The 17,623-nt window shown below is 55.3% G+C and carries 22 protein-coding genes; 5 read left to right on the top strand and 17 right to left on the bottom strand.

The genetic code is table 11. The features are described from left to right. Nucleotides 1–4 precede the first annotated feature (4 nt). A complete protein-coding gene (locus FOY93_RS15540) occupies nucleotides 5–277 on the bottom strand; it encodes a PTS sugar transporter subunit IIB (protein ID WP_003861447.1) in 273 nt (90 codons plus the stop codon). A gap of 80 nt (nucleotides 278–357) precedes the next feature. Continuing rightward, a complete protein-coding gene (locus tag FOY93_RS15545; RefSeq protein ID WP_111965265.1) occupies nucleotides 358–801 on the bottom strand; it encodes a PTS sugar transporter subunit IIA in 444 nt (147 codons plus the stop codon). 234 nt (nucleotides 802–1,035) lie between these two features. On the opposite strand from FOY93_RS15545, the gene FOY93_RS15550 reads away from it, so the two are divergent. Further along, nucleotides 1,036–2,055 carry a LacI family DNA-binding transcriptional regulator gene (locus FOY93_RS15550; RefSeq protein ID WP_133294858.1) on the top strand — a complete coding sequence of 340 codons (1,020 nt, stop codon included), beginning with the start codon at nucleotides 1,036–1,038 and terminating at the stop codon, nucleotides 2,053–2,055. A 3-nt stretch (nucleotides 2,056–2,058) separates the two neighbouring features. Here the strand turns inward: FOY93_RS15550 and yfcD are convergent, their stop codons facing one another. From yfcD to yfcF, 3 genes are read right to left on the bottom strand one after another with little or no spacing between them, the layout of a single operon-like run. Further along, on the bottom strand, nucleotides 2,059–2,613 hold the full coding sequence (gene yfcD, locus FOY93_RS15555; protein ID WP_127731796.1) for an NUDIX hydrolase YfcD: 555 nt from the start codon (nucleotides 2,611–2,613) through the stop codon (nucleotides 2,059–2,061). Between the two features lie 55 nt (nucleotides 2,614–2,668). Continuing rightward, nucleotides 2,669–3,220, bottom strand: a complete 552-nt coding sequence (yfcE, locus tag FOY93_RS15560; protein WP_143345350.1) for a phosphodiesterase — start codon at nucleotides 3,218–3,220, stop codon at nucleotides 2,669–2,671. Between the two features lie 56 nt (nucleotides 3,221–3,276). Next, nucleotides 3,277–3,921, bottom strand: a complete 645-nt coding sequence (yfcF, locus tag FOY93_RS15565) for a glutathione transferase (protein ID WP_127731800.1) — start codon at nucleotides 3,919–3,921, stop codon at nucleotides 3,277–3,279. 140 nt (nucleotides 3,922–4,061) lie between these two features. On the opposite strand from yfcF, the gene yfcG reads away from it, so the two are divergent. The 4 genes from yfcG (at nucleotide 4,062) to FOY93_RS15585 (ending at nucleotide 6,596) form a co-directional block, all read left to right on the top strand. After that, nucleotides 4,062–4,691, top strand: coding sequence for a GSH-dependent disulfide bond oxidoreductase (yfcG, locus tag FOY93_RS15570; RefSeq protein ID WP_133294860.1), 630 nt, complete (start codon nucleotides 4,062–4,064; stop codon nucleotides 4,689–4,691). 75 nt (nucleotides 4,692–4,766) lie between these two features. Then, on the top strand, nucleotides 4,767–5,135 hold the full coding sequence (gene folX / locus FOY93_RS15575) for a dihydroneopterin triphosphate 2'-epimerase (protein ID WP_023312555.1): 369 nt from the start codon (nucleotides 4,767–4,769) through the stop codon (nucleotides 5,133–5,135). A 13-nt stretch (nucleotides 5,136–5,148) separates the two neighbouring features. Continuing rightward, nucleotides 5,149–6,042 carry a TIGR01777 family oxidoreductase gene (locus FOY93_RS15580; RefSeq protein WP_127731804.1) on the top strand — a complete coding sequence of 298 codons (894 nt, stop codon included), beginning with the start codon at nucleotides 5,149–5,151 and terminating at the stop codon, nucleotides 6,040–6,042. A 44-nt stretch (nucleotides 6,043–6,086) separates the two neighbouring features. Continuing rightward, entirely contained in the window at nucleotides 6,087–6,596 is a 510-nt protein-coding gene (locus tag FOY93_RS15585) for a GNAT family N-acetyltransferase (RefSeq protein ID WP_143345351.1), read from the top strand. Nucleotides 6,597–6,643: 47 nt separating this feature from the next. Here FOY93_RS15585 and hisP read toward each other — a convergent pair whose 3' ends face one another. The 12 genes from hisP to FOY93_RS15645 form a co-directional block, all read right to left on the bottom strand. Beyond that, complete coding sequence (hisP, locus tag FOY93_RS15590) at nucleotides 6,644–7,417, bottom strand: histidine ABC transporter ATP-binding protein HisP (protein WP_014832781.1); 774 nt, start codon at nucleotides 7,415–7,417, stop codon at nucleotides 6,644–6,646. Nucleotides 7,418–7,425: 8 nt separating this feature from the next. After that, nucleotides 7,426–8,142: an ABC transporter permease gene (locus FOY93_RS15595; protein WP_008502590.1), complete on the bottom strand. Its 717-nt coding sequence runs from the start codon at nucleotides 8,140–8,142 to the stop codon at nucleotides 7,426–7,428. After that, nucleotides 8,139–8,825: a histidine ABC transporter permease HisQ gene (locus FOY93_RS15600; protein ID WP_014832782.1), complete on the bottom strand. Its 687-nt coding sequence runs from the start codon at nucleotides 8,823–8,825 to the stop codon at nucleotides 8,139–8,141. The genes FOY93_RS15595 and FOY93_RS15600 overlap by 4 nt, the downstream gene beginning before the upstream one ends. Before the next feature lie 88 nt (nucleotides 8,826–8,913). Further along, on the bottom strand, nucleotides 8,914–9,696 hold the full coding sequence (gene hisJ / locus FOY93_RS15605; protein ID WP_023336423.1) for a histidine ABC transporter substrate-binding protein HisJ: 783 nt from the start codon (nucleotides 9,694–9,696) through the stop codon (nucleotides 8,914–8,916). Between the two features lie 226 nt (nucleotides 9,697–9,922). Then, nucleotides 9,923–10,705, bottom strand: a complete 783-nt coding sequence (gene argT, locus FOY93_RS15610; RefSeq protein ID WP_023616063.1) for a lysine/arginine/ornithine ABC transporter substrate-binding protein ArgT — start codon at nucleotides 10,703–10,705, stop codon at nucleotides 9,923–9,925. 291 nt (nucleotides 10,706–10,996) lie between these two features. After that, the gene (locus FOY93_RS15615; protein ID WP_143345352.1) at nucleotides 10,997–11,566 is read right to left on the bottom strand and encodes a UbiX family flavin prenyltransferase; all 570 of its coding nucleotides are present in this window, start codon (nucleotides 11,564–11,566) and stop codon (nucleotides 10,997–10,999) included. A gap of 89 nt (nucleotides 11,567–11,655) precedes the next feature. Beyond that, nucleotides 11,656–13,173, bottom strand: coding sequence for an amidophosphoribosyltransferase (gene purF / locus FOY93_RS15620; protein ID WP_021241570.1), 1,518 nt, complete (start codon nucleotides 13,171–13,173; stop codon nucleotides 11,656–11,658). A 33-nt stretch (nucleotides 13,174–13,206) separates the two neighbouring features. Beyond that, nucleotides 13,207–13,695: a colicin V production protein gene (cvpA, locus tag FOY93_RS15625; protein WP_000262116.1), complete on the bottom strand. Its 489-nt coding sequence runs from the start codon at nucleotides 13,693–13,695 to the stop codon at nucleotides 13,207–13,209. A 165-nt stretch (nucleotides 13,696–13,860) separates the two neighbouring features. Next, nucleotides 13,861–14,559 (bottom strand): cell division protein DedD, encoded by a 699-nt coding sequence (dedD, locus tag FOY93_RS15630; RefSeq protein ID WP_045402682.1) that lies wholly within the window; start codon nucleotides 14,557–14,559, stop codon nucleotides 13,861–13,863. Further along, complete coding sequence (gene folC, locus FOY93_RS15635; protein WP_136195499.1) at nucleotides 14,549–15,817, bottom strand: bifunctional tetrahydrofolate synthase/dihydrofolate synthase; 1,269 nt, start codon at nucleotides 15,815–15,817, stop codon at nucleotides 14,549–14,551. Before folC ends, dedD begins: the two co-directional genes overlap by 11 nt. A gap of 70 nt (nucleotides 15,818–15,887) precedes the next feature. Then, complete coding sequence (gene accD / locus FOY93_RS15640; protein ID WP_111965256.1) at nucleotides 15,888–16,793, bottom strand: acetyl-CoA carboxylase, carboxyltransferase subunit beta; 906 nt, start codon at nucleotides 16,791–16,793, stop codon at nucleotides 15,888–15,890. A gap of 154 nt (nucleotides 16,794–16,947) precedes the next feature. Continuing rightward, entirely contained in the window at nucleotides 16,948–17,607 is a 660-nt protein-coding gene (locus FOY93_RS15645; protein WP_133294864.1) for a DedA family protein, read from the bottom strand. Nucleotides 17,608–17,623 lie beyond the last annotated feature (16 nt).

A 17,623-nucleotide genomic window follows, 5' to 3' on the forward strand; every position in this document is an offset into this window, starting at 1 on the left:
AGGGTTATTGTCTTTCGAACCAGGCGCGCAGCTGCGCTTCAAGTTCGTTGATGTCGATGATGTTGTTGATCACCACCAGCTGGCTTTCCGGCACGCTGGCGCTGGCCGCAATGTCTTTTGCCATCACGAACAGGTCGGCCGCGCCCGGCGTGGCCGAGGAGAGATCGGAATGTTCAACCTCAGCCTCAATCTCCAGCTTTTTGAGCACCTTTTTTATATTCATTTCGACCATAAAACTGCTGCCCAGGCCAGAACCGCAAATAGCCATGATTTTCATTGTTGTCCCCTTATTTTGAGTAGAGTACGCCCCATCACGCTGACGCATAATGTTGTGAAAAACCGGATTACAGAATTAAATCAGAAGCGGTTAATAATTGTTTTAATTTCCTCCCGCGTATTCGCCTGATGCAGTTTCTCCATATCCTCGTCGCTGGAAAATAATTCCGCGAGTGCGGATATCATTTCAATATGGCTATGTTTGTCCGGTGCCGCGAGCATGATAATCACATCGACAGGGTCAAACTCACCGGCACCAAACGAGACGCCCTGTTTTAGTTTTAATAACGACAACCCCAGTCCTTTGGCGCCTTCCTCCGGCCGCGCATGCGGCATCGCCAGCCCTGGTGCCAGCACATAATAAGGTCCTAACGTGTGGTGCTGCTGGATGATGGCCGTGACGTATTCAGGCTCAATCACCTGCAAATCCAGCAGCGGCTTCGCGCACAGCTCCAGCGCCTGCGGCCAGTTTTCCACGCTATCCTGCAGCGTGATGGTTGTATCATATATCCATTTTTTGAGCACTTTTTACTCCCGCGACACGCTAAAGATGAGCAAACTTTATTCAACACATCGCTGGATGACTGCGATCGGGATCACAAAGATAGCGCTACCAATCGTTAACATGCAGAAATGTGATAGCGCTATCAAATTACATTCACGGCGCTAAATCACAGCAAAAAAAGGGATTTAAGGCGTATACTGCCTGTCACGTGAAGCGAAGGAAATGAAGAACGCGTCTGGTCAGCAGGAAGGTGTATGTCTCTAACCCGAAAACGGCGCAGTACTGGTAAAGTGACACTCGCCGATGTCGCACAGCTTGCCGGTGTGGGCACGATGACCGTGTCCCGTGCACTCCGCACGCCCGAACAGGTTTCCGATAAACTACGAGAAAAAATTGAAGCTGCCGTGCAGGAGCTGGGTTATATGCCTAATCTTGCCGCCAGCGCGCTTGCCTCGGCGTCGTCGTGGACAATAGCCATGGTGGTGCCCAACCTCTCCGAAGCCGGCTGCTCGGAGATGTTCGCCGGGCTACAGCAGGTGCTGCAACCTGCCGGGTATCAGATCATGCTGGCAGAATCCCAGCATCGCCTGGAGCAGGAGGAGAAACTGCTGGAGACGCTGCTGGCGTCGAACATTGCCGCCGCTATCCTGCTCAGCGTTGAACATACCGATACCGTTCGCCACTGGCTGAAAAACGCCTCTATTCCGGTGATGGAGATGGGCGCCATGCGCGCCGACCCGATTGATATGAATATCGGGATTGATAACGTAGCGGCCATGTATGAGCTCACGGAAATGGTGATTAAGCGCGGCTACCAAAATATTGGCCTCCTGTGCGCCAACCAGGAGCAGTGGATTTTCCAGCAGCATCTGCAGGGCTGGTACAAGGCCATGCTTCGCCACCATATGTCGCCGAACCGGGTCATTAACGCGGCGATGCCGCCGAGCTTCTCGACCGGCGCGGCGCAGCTGCCTGAATTCCTGCTGGCGTGGCCGGAGCTGGATGCGCTGGTATGCGTCTCTGACGAGCTGGCCTGCGGCGCGCTATACGAGTGCCAGCGCAGGCGAATCAAAGTGCCGGACGATCTGGCAGTGGTAGGGTTTGGCGATAGCGACGTGAGCCGCGTCTGTCAGCCGCCGCTGACGACGATGGCGGTGCCGCATCGTAAGATTGGAGTTGAAGCCGGGAAAGCACTACTGGAGCGACTGATTGGCGGCGACTGGCGCGATCAAAAGCCCATCGCGTCCAGTCTGTGTCTGAGAGAGAGTTGCTGAAGCTTACTCAGCCTCTTCCTCTTTCTCTGATTTGGTCGATTCGTTTTTGGCGTTGCGGGTCATCCACAGCGCCAGCGCTTTTAATGAATCCGGCGTAAACTCGTCGCAACGCGCGGTAATTTCTTCCGGTGTCATCCAGCAGACTTCACTCACCTCTTCTTCCTGCAGGGCAAACGGGCCGTGAGAAACGCAGCTAAACAGCCCGCCCCAGACGCGACAGTTTTCGTCTTCGAAATAGAACTGACCGTGCTCGGCAAACGGCACACCGGCGATGCCTAACTCTTCTTCTGCTTCGCGACGCGCGGAATCCAGCAGCACTTCATCTGCCTGGACAACACCGCCTGCGGTGGCATCCAGCATACCCGGGAGAAAATCTTTGGTGTTCGTGCGGCGCTGGACCAGAATTTTGCCCATACCGTCATGCACAACGATGTACGTTGCACGGTGACGCAGACGCTCCGCACGCATTTGTTCGCGACTGGCCTGCGCGATCACTTCATTCTCTTCGCTGACAATGTCAACCCACTCTGTACTTGCCAAATGACTCTGCTCCACCATCGGGAAACCTTCTCTTCTAAGCGCTCTTTCGGCGCGTTTGCAGTTGAGGTGTAACTTACGGATTAATCGCTACCTGCGCAATAACTTGCTGATCATTAAGTGCGATAACGCTCAAGGTATTTCCTTCCAGCATGCCGTAGCTCGCAGGATATCCGCCTTTTGGGATGCTGACCGAGCCCGGATTAAAGTGATAAATCTCACCGCGTTTTTCCGCAACCGGAATATGAGTATGACCGTAAACCAGGACATCGCCAGCCGCGAGAGCCGGGAGATTATCCGGGCTGAAAAGATGTCCGTGGGTCAGGAACAGGCGGTGTTGTTCGAGCAGCACCTGCTGCCACGGCGCGGTAATGGGAAAATGCAGCAGCATCTGGTCCACTTCGCTGTCACAGTTGCCGCGAACGGCGATGATGCGCGAGGCATACGGGTTGAGTTTTTCCGCGACCCGCGCAGGGTCATAGCCTTCCGGCAGCGCGTTGCGCGGGCCGTGATTCAGCACGTCGCCCAAAATAATCAGCCACTGTGCACTGCTTTTCTCAAACAGGGAAAGGACACGCTCGGTTGCGGGCAGCGATCCATGGATATCCGACGCAAACATCAGTTTCATCAGTCACTCCTCGGTAAAACAGACTGCCCCCATCATACCTTAAGCGTCTGGGCTTATCAGCCCGCGCGCTTAGCCGAGAGTGCCACATAGCGCTGCACGGAGGCACGCTGCCACTGAAACGCAGCATAATCCACCAGCAGCTGCGGCACCTCATCACCGTTGAGGATCAGGCGGTTTAGCATCAACGCCAGATCGGCGTCGGCAATGCACCACTCGCCAAAAAGATTCGGGTTGCCATGGGCAAGCAGCGAGGTGGCGGTTTCAATCAGTTTCTTCGCGCTTTCTACACCTTCTGCGCTCAGCGCCGGCTTTTTCACCCCGGCAAACACGACGTCCGTCGAGCGTTCGACGCGAATCGGCACCAGATCGCTACGCAGCCACGCCTGGATCTGCCGCGCCCGCGCGCGCTTTTGCAGATCGTGAGGATAGATACGTTCCCACTCCGGGGGGGCGAACCGATCTTCCAGATACTCATCGATCGCCGACGATTCGCTCAGGGCAAAACCGTCAATCTCCAGCACCGGCACGCGTCGGGTCAGGTCGTAACCCTGCCACTGTGGTTTGAGATGTTCACCGCCGTCGAGATCAACGGTCTTCAGCGTAAAGGTGAGCCCTTTTTCGGCCAGCGCAACGTATACGCTCATAACATAGGGAGAAAAGAAATTCGCATCGGACCACAACGTGATGACGGGCTGGTTCATAACATCCTCATAGGCTGATCGGTTTTTACTCAACATATAATCTCTTTGCCTCGCTGTCACTTGATGAAAACTCACGATTTACAACAACCACCTATACTCATTTGTCATGGCACCACTATTCGCATGGACAGGAGTTGAGAATGATCGACCTTTATTACGCCCCTACCCCAAACGGCCATAAGATCACCCTCTTTCTTGAAGAAGCCGAGCTGGATTACAGGATCATTCGCGTGGATATCAGCAAAGGCGAACAGTTCAGCCCTCTCTTTCTGGCTATCTCGCCGAATAATAAAATCCCGGCCATTATTGATAACCAGCCGGCGGACGGGGGCAGACCATTGAGCCTGTTTGAATCCGGTGAAATTTTGCTCTATCTGGCGGAGAAAACCGGCAAGCTGCTGAGCGGCGAACTGCGCGAGCGTCACCATACCCTGCAATGGCTTTTCTGGCAGGCAAGCGGGCTGGGCCCCATGCTGGGACAAAATCATCATTTTACCGCTTACGCCCCGCAGCCTATTCCTTACGCGATAGAACGCTATCAGGTTGAGACTCAACGACTCTATGACGTTCTGAACCGTCGGCTGAAGAAAACGCCGTGGCTCGGGGGCGATCATTACAGTATTGCCGATATCGCCTGCTGGCCGTGGGTGAATACGCATGAAAAACACCGCATTGACCTGGCCGCTTTCCCGGCGGTGAACAACTGGTTTGAGCGCATCCGGACCCGCCCGGCGACCGAGCGGGCGATGCAAAAAATCCAGCAAATTTAACCCGGTATGAGGCTGGGTGCCTGTGAAGCTCTCATGTATTATGGGCAGGAAATACTGACACGGAGAAGACCTGCAATGTCACAGCCAGACGCTATTATTCGCATAAAAAATTTACGCCTGCGTACCTTCATCGGCATCAAAGAGGAAGAGATCGCCAACCGTCAGGATATTGTCATTAACGTGGTAATTCACTACCCCGCAGACAAAGCGCGGGCCAGCGAAGACATCAACGACGCGCTGAACTACCGCACAATCACCAAAAACATCATCCAGTACGTTGAGAATAACCGCTTTTCTCTGCTGGAAAAATTAACTCAGGATGTGCTCGATATCGCACGCGAACATCACTGGGTCACTTATGCTGAAGTTGAGATCGATAAACTTCACGCCCTGCGCTACGCCGATTCCGTCTCCATGACGTTAAGCTGGCGGCGCCAGGCGTAAACCTGGAGGTTGTATGAAGATTTTGCTGACCGGCGGTACAGGCCTGATTGGTCGTCACCTCATTGCGCGTCTGCAGGCCTTGCATCACGACATTACCGTGGTCACGCGCAGCCCGGAGAAAGCGCGCCAGGTGCTGGGGGCAGGTGTTGATATCTGGAAAAATCTGGCCGAGCAGCAAAATCTGGACGGCTTCGACGCCGTCATTAACCTCGCGGGTGAACCCATCGCCGATAAGCGCTGGACGGAAGAGCAAAAACAGCTGTTGTGCAGCAGCCGGTGGAACATCACCGAAAAGCTGGTCGAGCTGATCCGCAATAGCCACACGCCGCCTTCGGTGCTGATTTCGGGTTCCGCAGTGGGCTACTACGGCGATCTTGGCGAGGTGGTTGTAACCGAGGAAGAGCCGCCCCATAACGAGTTTACCCATAAGCTCTGCGCCCAGTGGGAGCGTATCGCCTGCGCGGCGCAGAGCGAGCGGACCCGCGTCTGCCTGCTGCGGACCGGTGTCGTTCTCGCGCCGAAAGGCGGCATTCTGGCTAAGATGCTTCCCCCTTTCCGGCTCGGACTCGGTGGCCCCATCGGTAATGGTCGTCAGTACCTGGCCTGGATCCATATCGACGATATGGTCAACGGGATTCTCTGGCTGCTGGATAACGATCTGCGCGGGCCGTTCAATATGGTTGCGCCGTATCCGGTGCGTAATGAACAGTTTGCCCACGCGCTGGGGCATGCCCTGCACCGTCCGGCAATTTTGCGCGTGCCTGCGACGGTTATTCGCCTGATGATGGGTGAAGCGTCTGTTCTGGTATTAGGCGGGCAGCGGGCACTGCCCAAACGGCTGGAAGCGGCCGGGTTTGCGTTCCGCTGGTATGAATTAGAAGAGGCGCTGGGGGATGTGGTGCGGTGAATATGGTACAGTGACAGGCCGTGTTCCGAAGATATGGCGTAACAATGGCAACCATCACCACACCCCGGCTTTACCTCACCCCTTTCGAACCCACTGACTGGGCCTTCTTCCGCTCGCTACGAGAAGATCGCAGTATCATGCGCTACATGGCCGCCATCGCGCCGGAAAAAGAGACCCGACGCGTGTTTGCCGCGCGACTCGCTGCTGCTCATGTGTTTGTCATTCGCTCCCGGAATGATGATACGCCGCTGGGCGATATCGGCCTGCAAATCAGCGCAGAGAATCGTGAAGAGGCGGATATCGGCTATACGGTTGTACCTGCCGCGCAAGGGAAAGGTATCGCCAGCGAGGCGCTGCGCGCGGTGTGTGATTATGCGTTCAACCAGACCGGCGTGAGAGCGATTAACGCGTATGTCCTGGCGGACAACGGCGGGTCGGTGCGGGTGCTGGAGAAAGTCGGGTTCGTGCGTACGCAGGTGCTGGAAAAGGCGTATGAGATTGACGGCGTGCGCTATGACGACTGGGTGTACAGGTTGGAGTGCGGTGCGGCCTGATGCCCTCACCTCGCCCCTCTCCCACAGGGAGAGGGGAAAGACAAAATCTACTTCAACGACCCCTTCAGGAACTGTTGCAAACGCGGGCTTTGCGGGTTCGCCAGCACTTCGTCCGGGTGCCCCTGCTCTTCAATTTTCCCCTGATGCAGGAAGATAACGTGGTTCGAGACGTTACGGGCGAAGCCCATCTCGTGCGTCACCACCACCATCGTTTTGCCCTCTTCGGCCAGCTTCTGCATGATGCGCAGCACTTCGCCAACGAGTTCGGGGTCCAGCGCGGAGGTCGGTTCGTCGAACAGCAGCACCTCGGGTTCCATCGCCAGCGCGCGTGCGATGGAGACACGCTGCTGCTGACCGCCGGAGAGATGCACCGGGTATTTCATCTGCTGGCGCTCGTCGATGCCCACTTTCGCCAGGTATTTCACCGCGCGCTCGCGAGCTTCATGCTTGCTCAGGCCCAGCACCTGAACCGGCGCTTCCATCACGTTCTCCAGCACCGTCATGTGGCTCCAGAGGTTGAAGTGCTGAAAAACCATCGTCAGGCGGGTACGCAGCAGGCGTAGCTGATTTTTATCCGCAACCTTCAGCTGTCCGTCTTTGTCACGGACCAGGTTAATATTCTGCCCGCTCACCACAATCGAGCCTTCGCTCGGCTTTTCGAGGAAGTTAATGCAGCGCAGGAAGGTACTTTTCCCCGAGCCGGATGAGCCGATGATACTGATTACGTCGCCAGCATTTGCCTGCAGCGACACCCCTTTCAGCACTTCATGTTCGCCGTAGCGTTTGTGCAAATCAATAACGTTTAATTTGTTCTCAGCCATCATCTTTCTCAGTGCGTCGAAGAAGGTTTTATATGCTGCAACCAGCGTTTTTCAGCCTTACGGAACAGGCTAATCAGAACATAAGAGATAATTAAATAGAGCACCGCCGCAATGCCAAACGCGGTAAACGGCTGATAGGTCGCGGAGTTAATATCGCGCGCGATTTTGAGCAGATCCGGCACCGTCGCGGTAAAAGCGAGCGCGGTGGAGTGCAGCATCAAAATCACTTCATTACTGTACGCCGGTAACGCAATACGCAGGGCCGACGGCAGAATGATGCAGCGGTAGAGTTTCACCGACGAGAAGCCGTAGGCCCGCGCAGCTTCTATCTCACCGTATGGAACCGAACGAATCGCCCCCGCGAAAATCTCGGTGGTGTAGGCGCAGGTGTTGAGCGTCAACGCCAGCACCGTACAGTTCAGACCGCTGCGGAAGAACGCATTCAGCATCTCAGTGCCTTTTACGATCTCAAGCGTATACATCCCCGAATAGAACACCAGCAGCTGCACGTACAGCGGCGTACCGCGAAATACGTAGGTGAACAGCCAGATCGGGAACTGGATGAATTTATTGTTCGACACGCGGCCAATGGCGAGAAACACCGCCAGAATACCGCCCATCACCACGGAGGAGATCAGCAGCCAGAGGGTAATCGCCACGCCGGTAAAGCGGTAGCCATCTGTCCACAGCAGCGATTTCCAGTATTCCTGAATAATCTCAATCACAGGTCAGCCCTCTTCACACCCACGGAGTAGCGACGCTCGAGAAGAAGCAGCACACCATTGGAGACGGTCGTAAAGACCAGATAGATCACGCCGCAGACCACCGCAAAGTAGAACGGCTCCCAGGTGCTCTTGCCCGCCAGCTGAGTCGCTTTCACGACGTCTTCCAGACCGAGCAGCGAGACCAGCGCCGTGGCTTTAAGGATAACCTGCCAGTTGTTGCCGATGCCCGGGAGCGCATAGCGCATCATGGCCGGGAACATAATCCGACGAAACGTTTGTGAAGAGGTAAAACCAAATGCGGTTGCCGCCTCAATGTGGCCTTTCGGCACGGCCATGTAGGCGCCGCGGAAGGTTTCGGTGAAGTAGGCGCCGTAGATAAAACCGAGGGTAATAATACCGGCCACCATCGGGTCGATATCAATTTGTCCCATGCCCATCGCGTCCGTTACGCTGTTCAGCGCAATCTGCAGACCGTAAAAGATAAGCAGCATCAGCACCAGATCGGGAACGCCGCGAATAAGCGTGGTGTAGCCTTCAAAAATCAGCGCCAGCGGTTTGTTAGCCGAAAGCTTCGCCCCTGCGCCTGCCAGACCTATCAGCACCGCCAGCACCACGGAGCTGATAGCCAGCTCAAGGGTGACAAGCGCGCCCTGTAAAATAACGCCAGAAAATCCGTACAGCATACCGCGAGCCCTGTCGTATCGTGAGTGGTGGAACCGTGTCTTTTCCCCTCCCGCAGCGGGAGGGGCCGCACGTTATTTGACGGGGCGATTAGCCGCCGTAAACATTAAAATCAAAGTACTTTTTCGCCAGCTTGTCGTAGGTACCGTCAGCACGCATTTCAGCGAACGCTTTGTTCAGCGCCTCACGCAGCTCGTTGTCTTCTTTGCGCAGGCCCATACCGGTGCCCACACCAAACAACTTCACGTCCTTAATGGACGGGCCGCCAAACTTGTAATCTTTACCCACCGGCGTTTTCAGGAAGCCTTCGCTTGCCGCGACTTCATCCTGGAATGCCGCATCAATTCGGCCTGCCGTCAGGTCAGCGTAGATATTTTCCTGGCCCTGATAGGAGACGATTTCAATCCCCTTCGGCGCCCAGTGTTCGTTGCCGTAGGTTTCCTGCGTGGTGCCCTGCAGCACGCCGACGCGTTTGCCTTTTAGCGACTCCAGCGTTGGCTGAATGTCAGAAGCTTTAGCTACCACCAGACGTGAATCGGCCGCATAGAGTTTGTCGGTGAAGGCAATCTCCTGCTGGCGTTTTTCGGTGATGGAGAGCGAGGACATGATTACGTCGATTTTTTTCGCTTTCAGGGACGGGATCAGCGCATCCAGCGGGTTCTCAACGTAGGTACACTGTGCTTTGATGCGTTTGCACAGCTCGTTGGCCAGATCGATGTCAAAACCGACCAGTTCACCCTTTGAATTCTTCGATTCGAACGGCGCATAGGTTGGATCGGTACCAATTCGGATTTTCTGCGGAATGGCTGCGAATGCCGCGGTGGCGCTGGAAAAGGCCAGTACCAGAGATAGTGACAACACGAGTTTTTTCATATTTATCCTCAACAAACTGTCTTCATACGGGATTTTTACGACGACGGGGTGGTGCTAATGTGCCATTAATCCCCTCTGCCAGGCAAAGACTAATGCCCTTCAGGCGGGAATTTTTGCATTATAAATGCGTAAGTATGCACAAAGCGATCCAATACAGTGCATTTAATGCACTGTATTGGGTCAACCGCTCCCGCAACGCACCTCTCCGGTGCGTTACCGCCAGGTGTTATTCACCGTATACGTTGAAGTCGAAGTATTTCTTCGCCAGTTTGTCGTAAGTACCGTCTTTACGCAGCTCTGCAAAGGCTTTGTCGAAGGCGGCTTTCAGCTCGGTATCATCCTTACGCAGGCCAATACCGGTGCCGTCACCAAAGTACTTTTTGTCTTTTACAGACGGGCCAGCAAACGCGAATTCTTTGCCCGCAGGCTGCTTCAGGAAGCCTTCGCTCGCGGCGACTTCATCCTGGAATGCAGCATCCAGACGGCCTGCCGCCAGGTCAGAGTAAATCAGATCCTGGTTCTGGTAAGCCACCACGTCTACGCCCTTCTCACGCCAGTTAGCATTGGCATAGCCTTCCTGCGTCGAGCCCTGAAGCACGCCGACGTGTTTGCCCTTCAGAGAGTCGATGGTGGGCTTAATCGGGGAGCCTTTCGGCGCAATCAGGCGAGAATCCGCGGCGTAGAGCTTGTCAGAGAAGGCAATCTCCTGCTGACGTTTTTCGGTGATGGAGAGAGAAGAGATAATGGCGTCAATTTTCTTGGCTTTCAGCGACGGGATTAACGCGTCAAAGTCGCTGCCCACCCATGTGCATTTCACCGCAATGCGCTTGCACATTTCATTACCCAGATCGATATCAAACCCTACGAAATCACCTTTCGCATCCTTGGAAGAGAATGGCGCGTAGGTTGCGTCTGTACCGATACGAACCGTCTGTGGAAGCGCTGCGTAGCTACCTGCTGCCGCACTTAACCCCACGAGCAAAGACAGAGCCAGAACCGTCTTCTTCATACATTTACCCTCAAGTACCGTGATTTTATTATGTATTGTGTTGTGTGTTGTGTTGCAGGCTTCATCTTGCAGGTCTTATGCCACATTGCCGTCTGGTCAAAACTTCGACGTTAAATATGTTAATAAAACGTTGCGATATTGCCTTAATGGTGAAAGATAGCAGGTCTGCCGAACGAACCGGAAAGAGAAAAAGGGAAAAAACGAATTAAATGTCGAGGATATGATCGCCGTTGCATAATTGCCCTGAAACAGGGCAACTTGTCTTTTCATGCACCTGTTTTGTGCACAGATTCAGGCTCCCTGCCAGCGGCTGAAGAGATCTTCGGGCAGGTCGATGTCAAACTGATCCAGCACGCGGTTAACGGTCTGATTAATCACGTCATTCAGCGAGGTCGGGCGATGATAGAACGCGGGTACCGGCGGCATGATGACAGCCCCCAGCTCCGCAGCCTGCGTCATTAAGCGCAGATGGCCCAGGTGCAGCGGCGTTTCCCGCACGCACAGCACCAGGGGACGCCGCTCCTTCAGCACCACATCCGCCGCGCGCGTCACCAGGGTGTCCGTATAGCTGTTCACAATGCCGGAGAGCGTTTTAATTGAACAGGGCAAGATAACCATGCCGGCCGTTTTAAACGAGCCTGAGGAGATGCTGGCAGCGATATCACGGGCATCGTGAACGACATCCGCCAGCGCCTGAACATCGCGCAGGGAGAGATCGGTTTCCAGAGAGAGGGTCTGCCGCGCCGCCTGGCTCATCACCAGATGGGTTTCGACGTCCGCCACGCTACGCAGAACCTGTAACAAACGTACGCCGTAAATCGCGCCGCTGGCGCCGCTGAGCCCAACAATGAATCGTTTCATGATTTTTGCCCTTACTGATTTCAGGGCAGACTGTGCAGGATTTTGCGGGGAGTTGCAAGTGAGGGCATTCGCCCTCACCTGCCGGAGCATCAACCTTCGTTGTGCATCTCTAAGCTTTCGAGATCGTTCTGCAGCTGGACGGCTTTGGCGTCGTCGTTGCGCAGTGAATCAAGATAGTCGAGGTACTGCTGGTCAACGTCTTTGGTCACGTAAATACCGTTAAACACGGAGCATTCAAACTGCTGAATTTCCGGATTCTCGGCACGCACCGCGTCGATGAGATCGTTCAGATCCTGGAAAATCAGGCCGTCGGCACCGATGATCTGGCGAATTTCATCCACTTCACGACCGTGAGCGATCAGCTCGTTGGCGGTTGGCATATCAATACCGTACACGTTCGGGAAGCGAATCTCCGGCGCAGCAGAGGCCAGGTAGACTTTCTTCGCACCCGCTTCGCGCGCCATCTCGATAATCTGCTCAGAGGTGGTGCCGCGAACGATGGAGTCATCCACCAGCAGAACGTTCTTGTCGCGGAACTCCGCGCGGTTGGCGTTCAGCTTGCGGCGCACGGACTTACGGCGCAGATGCTGCCCCGGCATGATAAACGTGCGGCCAACGTAGCGGTTCTTCACGAAGCCCTGACGGTATGGCTTGTCCAGAATGCGGGCGATCTCCAGCGCGATATCGCAGGAGGTTTCCGGGATAGGAATAACCACGTCGATGTCGAGATCGTCCCACTCGCGGGCAATCTTCTCGCCCAGCTTGGTGCCCATGTTGACGCGCGCGCTGTAGACGGAAATCTTGTCGATGAAGGAATCCGGACGGGCAAAGTAAACGTATTCAAACAGGCACGGGTTGCTGACCGGGTTATCGGCACACTGGCGGGTAAACAGCTGACCCTTCTCGGTGATGTAGACCGCTTCGCCCGGCGCAACGTCGCGCAGGAATTCGAAGCCCAGGGTATCCAGCGCCACGCTTTCAGAGGCAACCATATATTCAGTACGGCCATCGCCAAGGTCGCGCTTACCGAGCACCAGCGGACGAATGCCGTTTGGATCGCGGAAGGCGACCATACCGTGACCGATGATCATCGCAACGCAGGCGTACGCGCCGCGGATCTGACGGTTTGTCGCGGCAATCGCGGCAAAGATGTTGTCTGCTTCCAGCGGGTAGTGACGGAAGTTATCCAGCTCGCTGGCAAACACATTGAGCAGGATTTCAGAATCAGAGGTGGTGTTAATGTGGCGACGTTTCTCTTCGAACAGCTTTTTACGCAGCTCATGTGCGTTCGTCAGGTTGCCGTTATGGGCAAGGGTGATGCCATACGGTGAGTTGACGTAGAAAGGCTGTGCCTCGGAGGCGCTGGAACTGCCAGCAGTAGGATAACGAACGTGACCGATCCCCATATTACCTTGCAGACGCTGCATATGGCGGGCTTCAAACACATCGTTTACCAGGCCATTCGCCTTGCGTAAACGGAAGCAGTTGTTTGCATCAATGGTGATGATACCCGCAGCATCCTGCCCACGGTGCTGAAGCACCGTTAACGCGTCATAAATCGACTGGTTTACCGGCATGAAACCGGCGATACCGACAATACCGCACATTCGTCTTTTCCTCGTTAAGCCACATCTCAGGGTTTATGCCCTGGGCAAAAAACTCGACGAGCTTTGCAGATAGTCAAAGAACCATCTGATGATGAAGCTGAACTCTGGAATGAGCTGCGATTTCTGCCAGTCTTCGCTTTTGGAGAACCCGGTGAAGGTATCCAGGAAGAACAGGATCGCGGCCACAATCAGCACGCCTCGCAACGCTCCGAAACAGATCCCGAGCACCCTGTCCGTTCCTGACAGACCGGTTTTCTCGACCAGCTGACCTATCACGTAATTCACGATAGCGCCGACAATCAGCGTTGCGATAAACAGCACCGCGATGGCAATTCCGTTTCGGACCAGTTCATCTTCAAAGCCCGTGAACCAGACAGACAGGTAAGTGTAGTAATGACTGGCGACAAAGAAAGCACAACCCCAAGTCACCAGCGATAACGCTTCACGAACAAAGCCACGGATCAGGCTAACCAGACAGGAAAAACCAATCACCGCTATGATGGCGTAATCAATCCAGACCATATGTGTCCCACGATTAAACGCCCTGTCATCCAGTTCGGGGCGAATTCTAACAGAAAAAGAAAACGTTTGCGTAGGGATTTCCTTCCCGCGCGTAAATAAAAAAGGCGCTGAAAAAATGTTCAACGCCGTGGCTTATCGCCTCTCTCTTAAAGGAGCAGGTCGTACTTAGTTTGCGCTGTAGCCCATCACCACACCGCTCAGGCCGGAGATCTGCTTCAGCTCACCCAGCGACCCTTTCAGTTTGTCTTTAGACGCTTCTGGCCCCACGAGGATACGGGTAATTTTACCCTGCACCGGCGTGGAAGGTGAAGTGTAAACACGGTATCCCGCACTTCTCAGTTTGCTCACGACCTCGTTGACTTTGTCGGCGTTTTTCAGCGCACCGAGCTGCACCACGTAGGCTTTACCCGTTGGGGCAGCAGCTTCCTGCTGCGCCGGTTTTGCTGGCGGTGGGGTTTCTGACGCCGCGGCGAGCTGTTCTGCCGTTTTATCGCGCTGCGGTTTCGGCTGCGGCTTCTCAACCGGCTTCGGTTTTTCAACCGGTTTAGGCTGCTCTACCGGCACCGGATCGATATCGCTGCTGCTCGCTGCCGCCAGGCGAGACGGATCGAGCGACGGTGCTGCGGCATCGCCCGCGCGCACCTCTTCCGCCGCGCCTTCCGGTGGCTGAGCAGGCAGCGCCTGCGTCGCCGCGGGCAGCATATCCGGCTCATCGCGGTCACCCGGTTTAGGCACCAGCGGAATAGCGGCAAACTCATCCTGATAATGCTTTTTCTGCCCGTCGAGCAGCCCGGGAAGAATAATCACCCCGAGCGCGACCAGCACAATGGTTCCTGTTAAACGGTTCTGAAACTTACTCGCCACCGGTTCTCCCCGCGTCCATCACTTCCATGACATGTGCCACCGTGTGGAATGAACCACACACCAGCACGGTATCTTCTGGTTTAGCATCCGCCATCGCGGCATGCCAGGCCTGAGCCACGCTACTGTAGATTGCGCCTTTGCCGAGATGTTCCATCAACTGCTCGGCCGTCGCGCCGCGCGGCCCTTCCAGAGGAGCACAATACCAGCTATCGACCACACTCTCCATGCAGGCCAGCGTCCCGCCGATATCTTTATCATGAAGCATACCGATAACCGCCAGCACGTGCCCGGTTTTTGGTAACGATTTGAGACGTCCCGCGAGATACGCCGCCGCATGCGGGTTATGCGCCACGTCCAGAATCAGGCGCGGTGACTCGCTGACAATCTGGAAACGCCCGGGCAGAATTGCGCTCTGAATGCCGTTGCGGATTGCCTGCTCGCTCACCACCAATCCGCTGGCGCGCAGTGCCGCCAGCGCGGTGGCCGCGTTCGGCTGCGGAACCTGCGGCAACGGCAAGTTATCCAGTGCCCCCTGCGCGTCGCTAAAGCACCAGGCGTTGTCACGCACTTCATACTGCCAGTCAACGCCGCGGCGCAGCAGACGCGCGCCCTTCTCATTTGCTACGTCTGCAATGGTGTGTGGCATATCCGGCTCGCCGACCACGGCGGGTTTATTTGCACGGAAAATACCGGCCTTCTCGCGGCCAATGCTTTCACGATCCGGACCCAGCCAGTCGATATGATCCAGCGCGATGCTGGTAACCACCGCCACATCTGCATTCACGATATTGGTTGCATCAAGACGTCCGCCGAGGCCAACCTCAAGGATCACCACATCCAGCTGCGCCTGTTTAAACAGCCACAGGGCCGACAGGGTGCCGTATTCAAAATAGGTTAATGAGATCTCGCCGCGCGCGGCTTCAATTTCCGCGAACGACGCCGTATGCGCGGATTCCGGCAGTTCGCGATTTTGCACGCGAACCCGCTCGGTGTAGCGGACCAGGTGTGGAGAGCTATAAACGCCTACCCTGTAACCGGCCGACATCAGGACGGACTCCAGCGTGCGGCAGGTCGTGCCTTTACCGTTGGTCCCTGCGACGGTGAACACGAAAGGTGCCGGTTTGAGCACATCAAGACGCGCGGCAACCTGGCTCACCCGTTCAAGCCCCATATCGATGGTTTTACTGTGCAGGTTTTCCAGATAAGAAAGCCACGCGGCCAGGGGCGACGTGGCTTGGGGAATGCTTTTATTTTCCATAATGCCCGGTTGTCATTAACAGATTAGAAAGCAAAAGGGCAGCGCCAACCGGCCCTGCCCTTTTCAGTTATCAGGCCTCGGGTTCCTGATCCGGTACCACCACGCCTTCGCGCGGCTCATCCGGGTTTGGCGCTGGCAGATTCATCAGCTTCGCCAGGATGCTCGCCAGCTTCAGGCGCATTTCCGGACGGCGGACGATCATGTCGATGGCGCCTTTCTCGATGAGGAACTCACTGCGCTGGAAGCCCGGCGGCAGTTTTTCACGAACGGTCTGCTCGATAACGCGAGGACCCGCAAAGCCGATCAGCGCTTTTGGCTCAGCGACGTTCAGGTCGCCCAGCATCGCGAAGCTCGCGGAGACGCCTCCCATGGTTGGGTCGGTCAGCACGGAGATGTACGGCAGACCGCGCTCCTGCATCTTCGCCAGCGCTGCAGAGGTTTTAGCCATCTGCATCAGGGACATCAGCGCTTCCTGCATACGTGCTCCGCCGGAGGCAGAGAAACAGATCAGCGGACAGTTGTCTTCCAGCGCCTGCTCAACGGCACGCACGAAGCGCGCACCAACCACGGAGCCCATTGAGCCGCCCATAAAGGAGAACTCAAACGCAGCGGCAACAACCGGCATCCCATGCAGGGTGCCTTTCATGACGACCAGCGCGTCTTTCTCGCCGGTCTCTTTCTGTGCGGAGGCCAGACGATCTTTATATTTCTTGGAATCGCGGAACTTCAGCACGTCTTTTGGCTCAAGCTCGCTGCCCAGTTCTACCAGAGAACCTTCGTCCAGCAGGCTATGCAGGCGGTTGCGCGCCGACATACGCATATGGTGGTCACACTTCGGACACACCTCAAGGTTGCGTTCCAGCTCTGCGCGATACAGAACCTGACCGCAGCTATCACACTTCGTCCATACCCCTTCAGGAATGCTCGCTTTGCGCGTTGGGGTAATGTTGCTTTTAATTCGTTCAATCCAGCTCATTGATAACCTTTCTGCCTGAACCTGGTCGTATGCCAGTTTTGCTATAAGAGGCGAATAATGCCATTTTTGCCTCCAACAGACCATGAATGTTGCACATTAAAACATAACAGCCCGAAACTTTGGATAAAAAAGTGGTCGAACCGCCAGCGTGCATTTACTTCGCTTGTTTTGCCGCCGCACGTTTGTGACGAATAATTTCGATAACGCCAGGCAGTACGGAAAGCACAATAATCGCTACAATCAGTAACTTAAGGTTTTCCTGAACCACAGGGAGATCGCCAAACAGGTAGCCTGCGTAGGTAAACAGCAGTACCCACAGCAGCGCCCCCACGACGTTATACATGGCAAAATGACGATAGGACATATGTCCCATTCCCGCCACAAACGGTGCAAATGTGCGCACAATAGGCACAAAACGCGCAAGGATAATGGTTTTACCGCCATGGCGTTCATAAAACGCATGGGTTTTATCTAAATAGCTGCGACGGAAAATTTTCGAATCCGGATTGCTGAAAAGCCGCTCACCGAATACGCGACCAATCGTATAGTTGACCGCATCACCGACAATGGCGGCAATTACCATCAGCACAACCATAAGATGCACGTTCAGGTCATTGGTGGGTAACGCCGATAACGCCCCGGCAACGAACAGCAGTGAATCTCCTGGCAGGAATGGGGTAACGACCAGACCGGTTTCACAAAACAGAATGAGGAACAGAATGGCGTAAACCCAGACGCCGTACTGCGCGACCAGCTCCGCCAGGTGAACATCAATATGCAGAATGAAATCAACCAGAAAACGTATTACGTCCATATTGTCTAAGCCCTTA

It is taken from the genome of Enterobacter sp. 18A13, from assembly GCF_007035975.1.
In the GTDB taxonomy this organism is placed as follows: Bacteria; Pseudomonadota; Gammaproteobacteria; order Enterobacterales; family Enterobacteriaceae; genus Enterobacter; species Enterobacter vonholyi.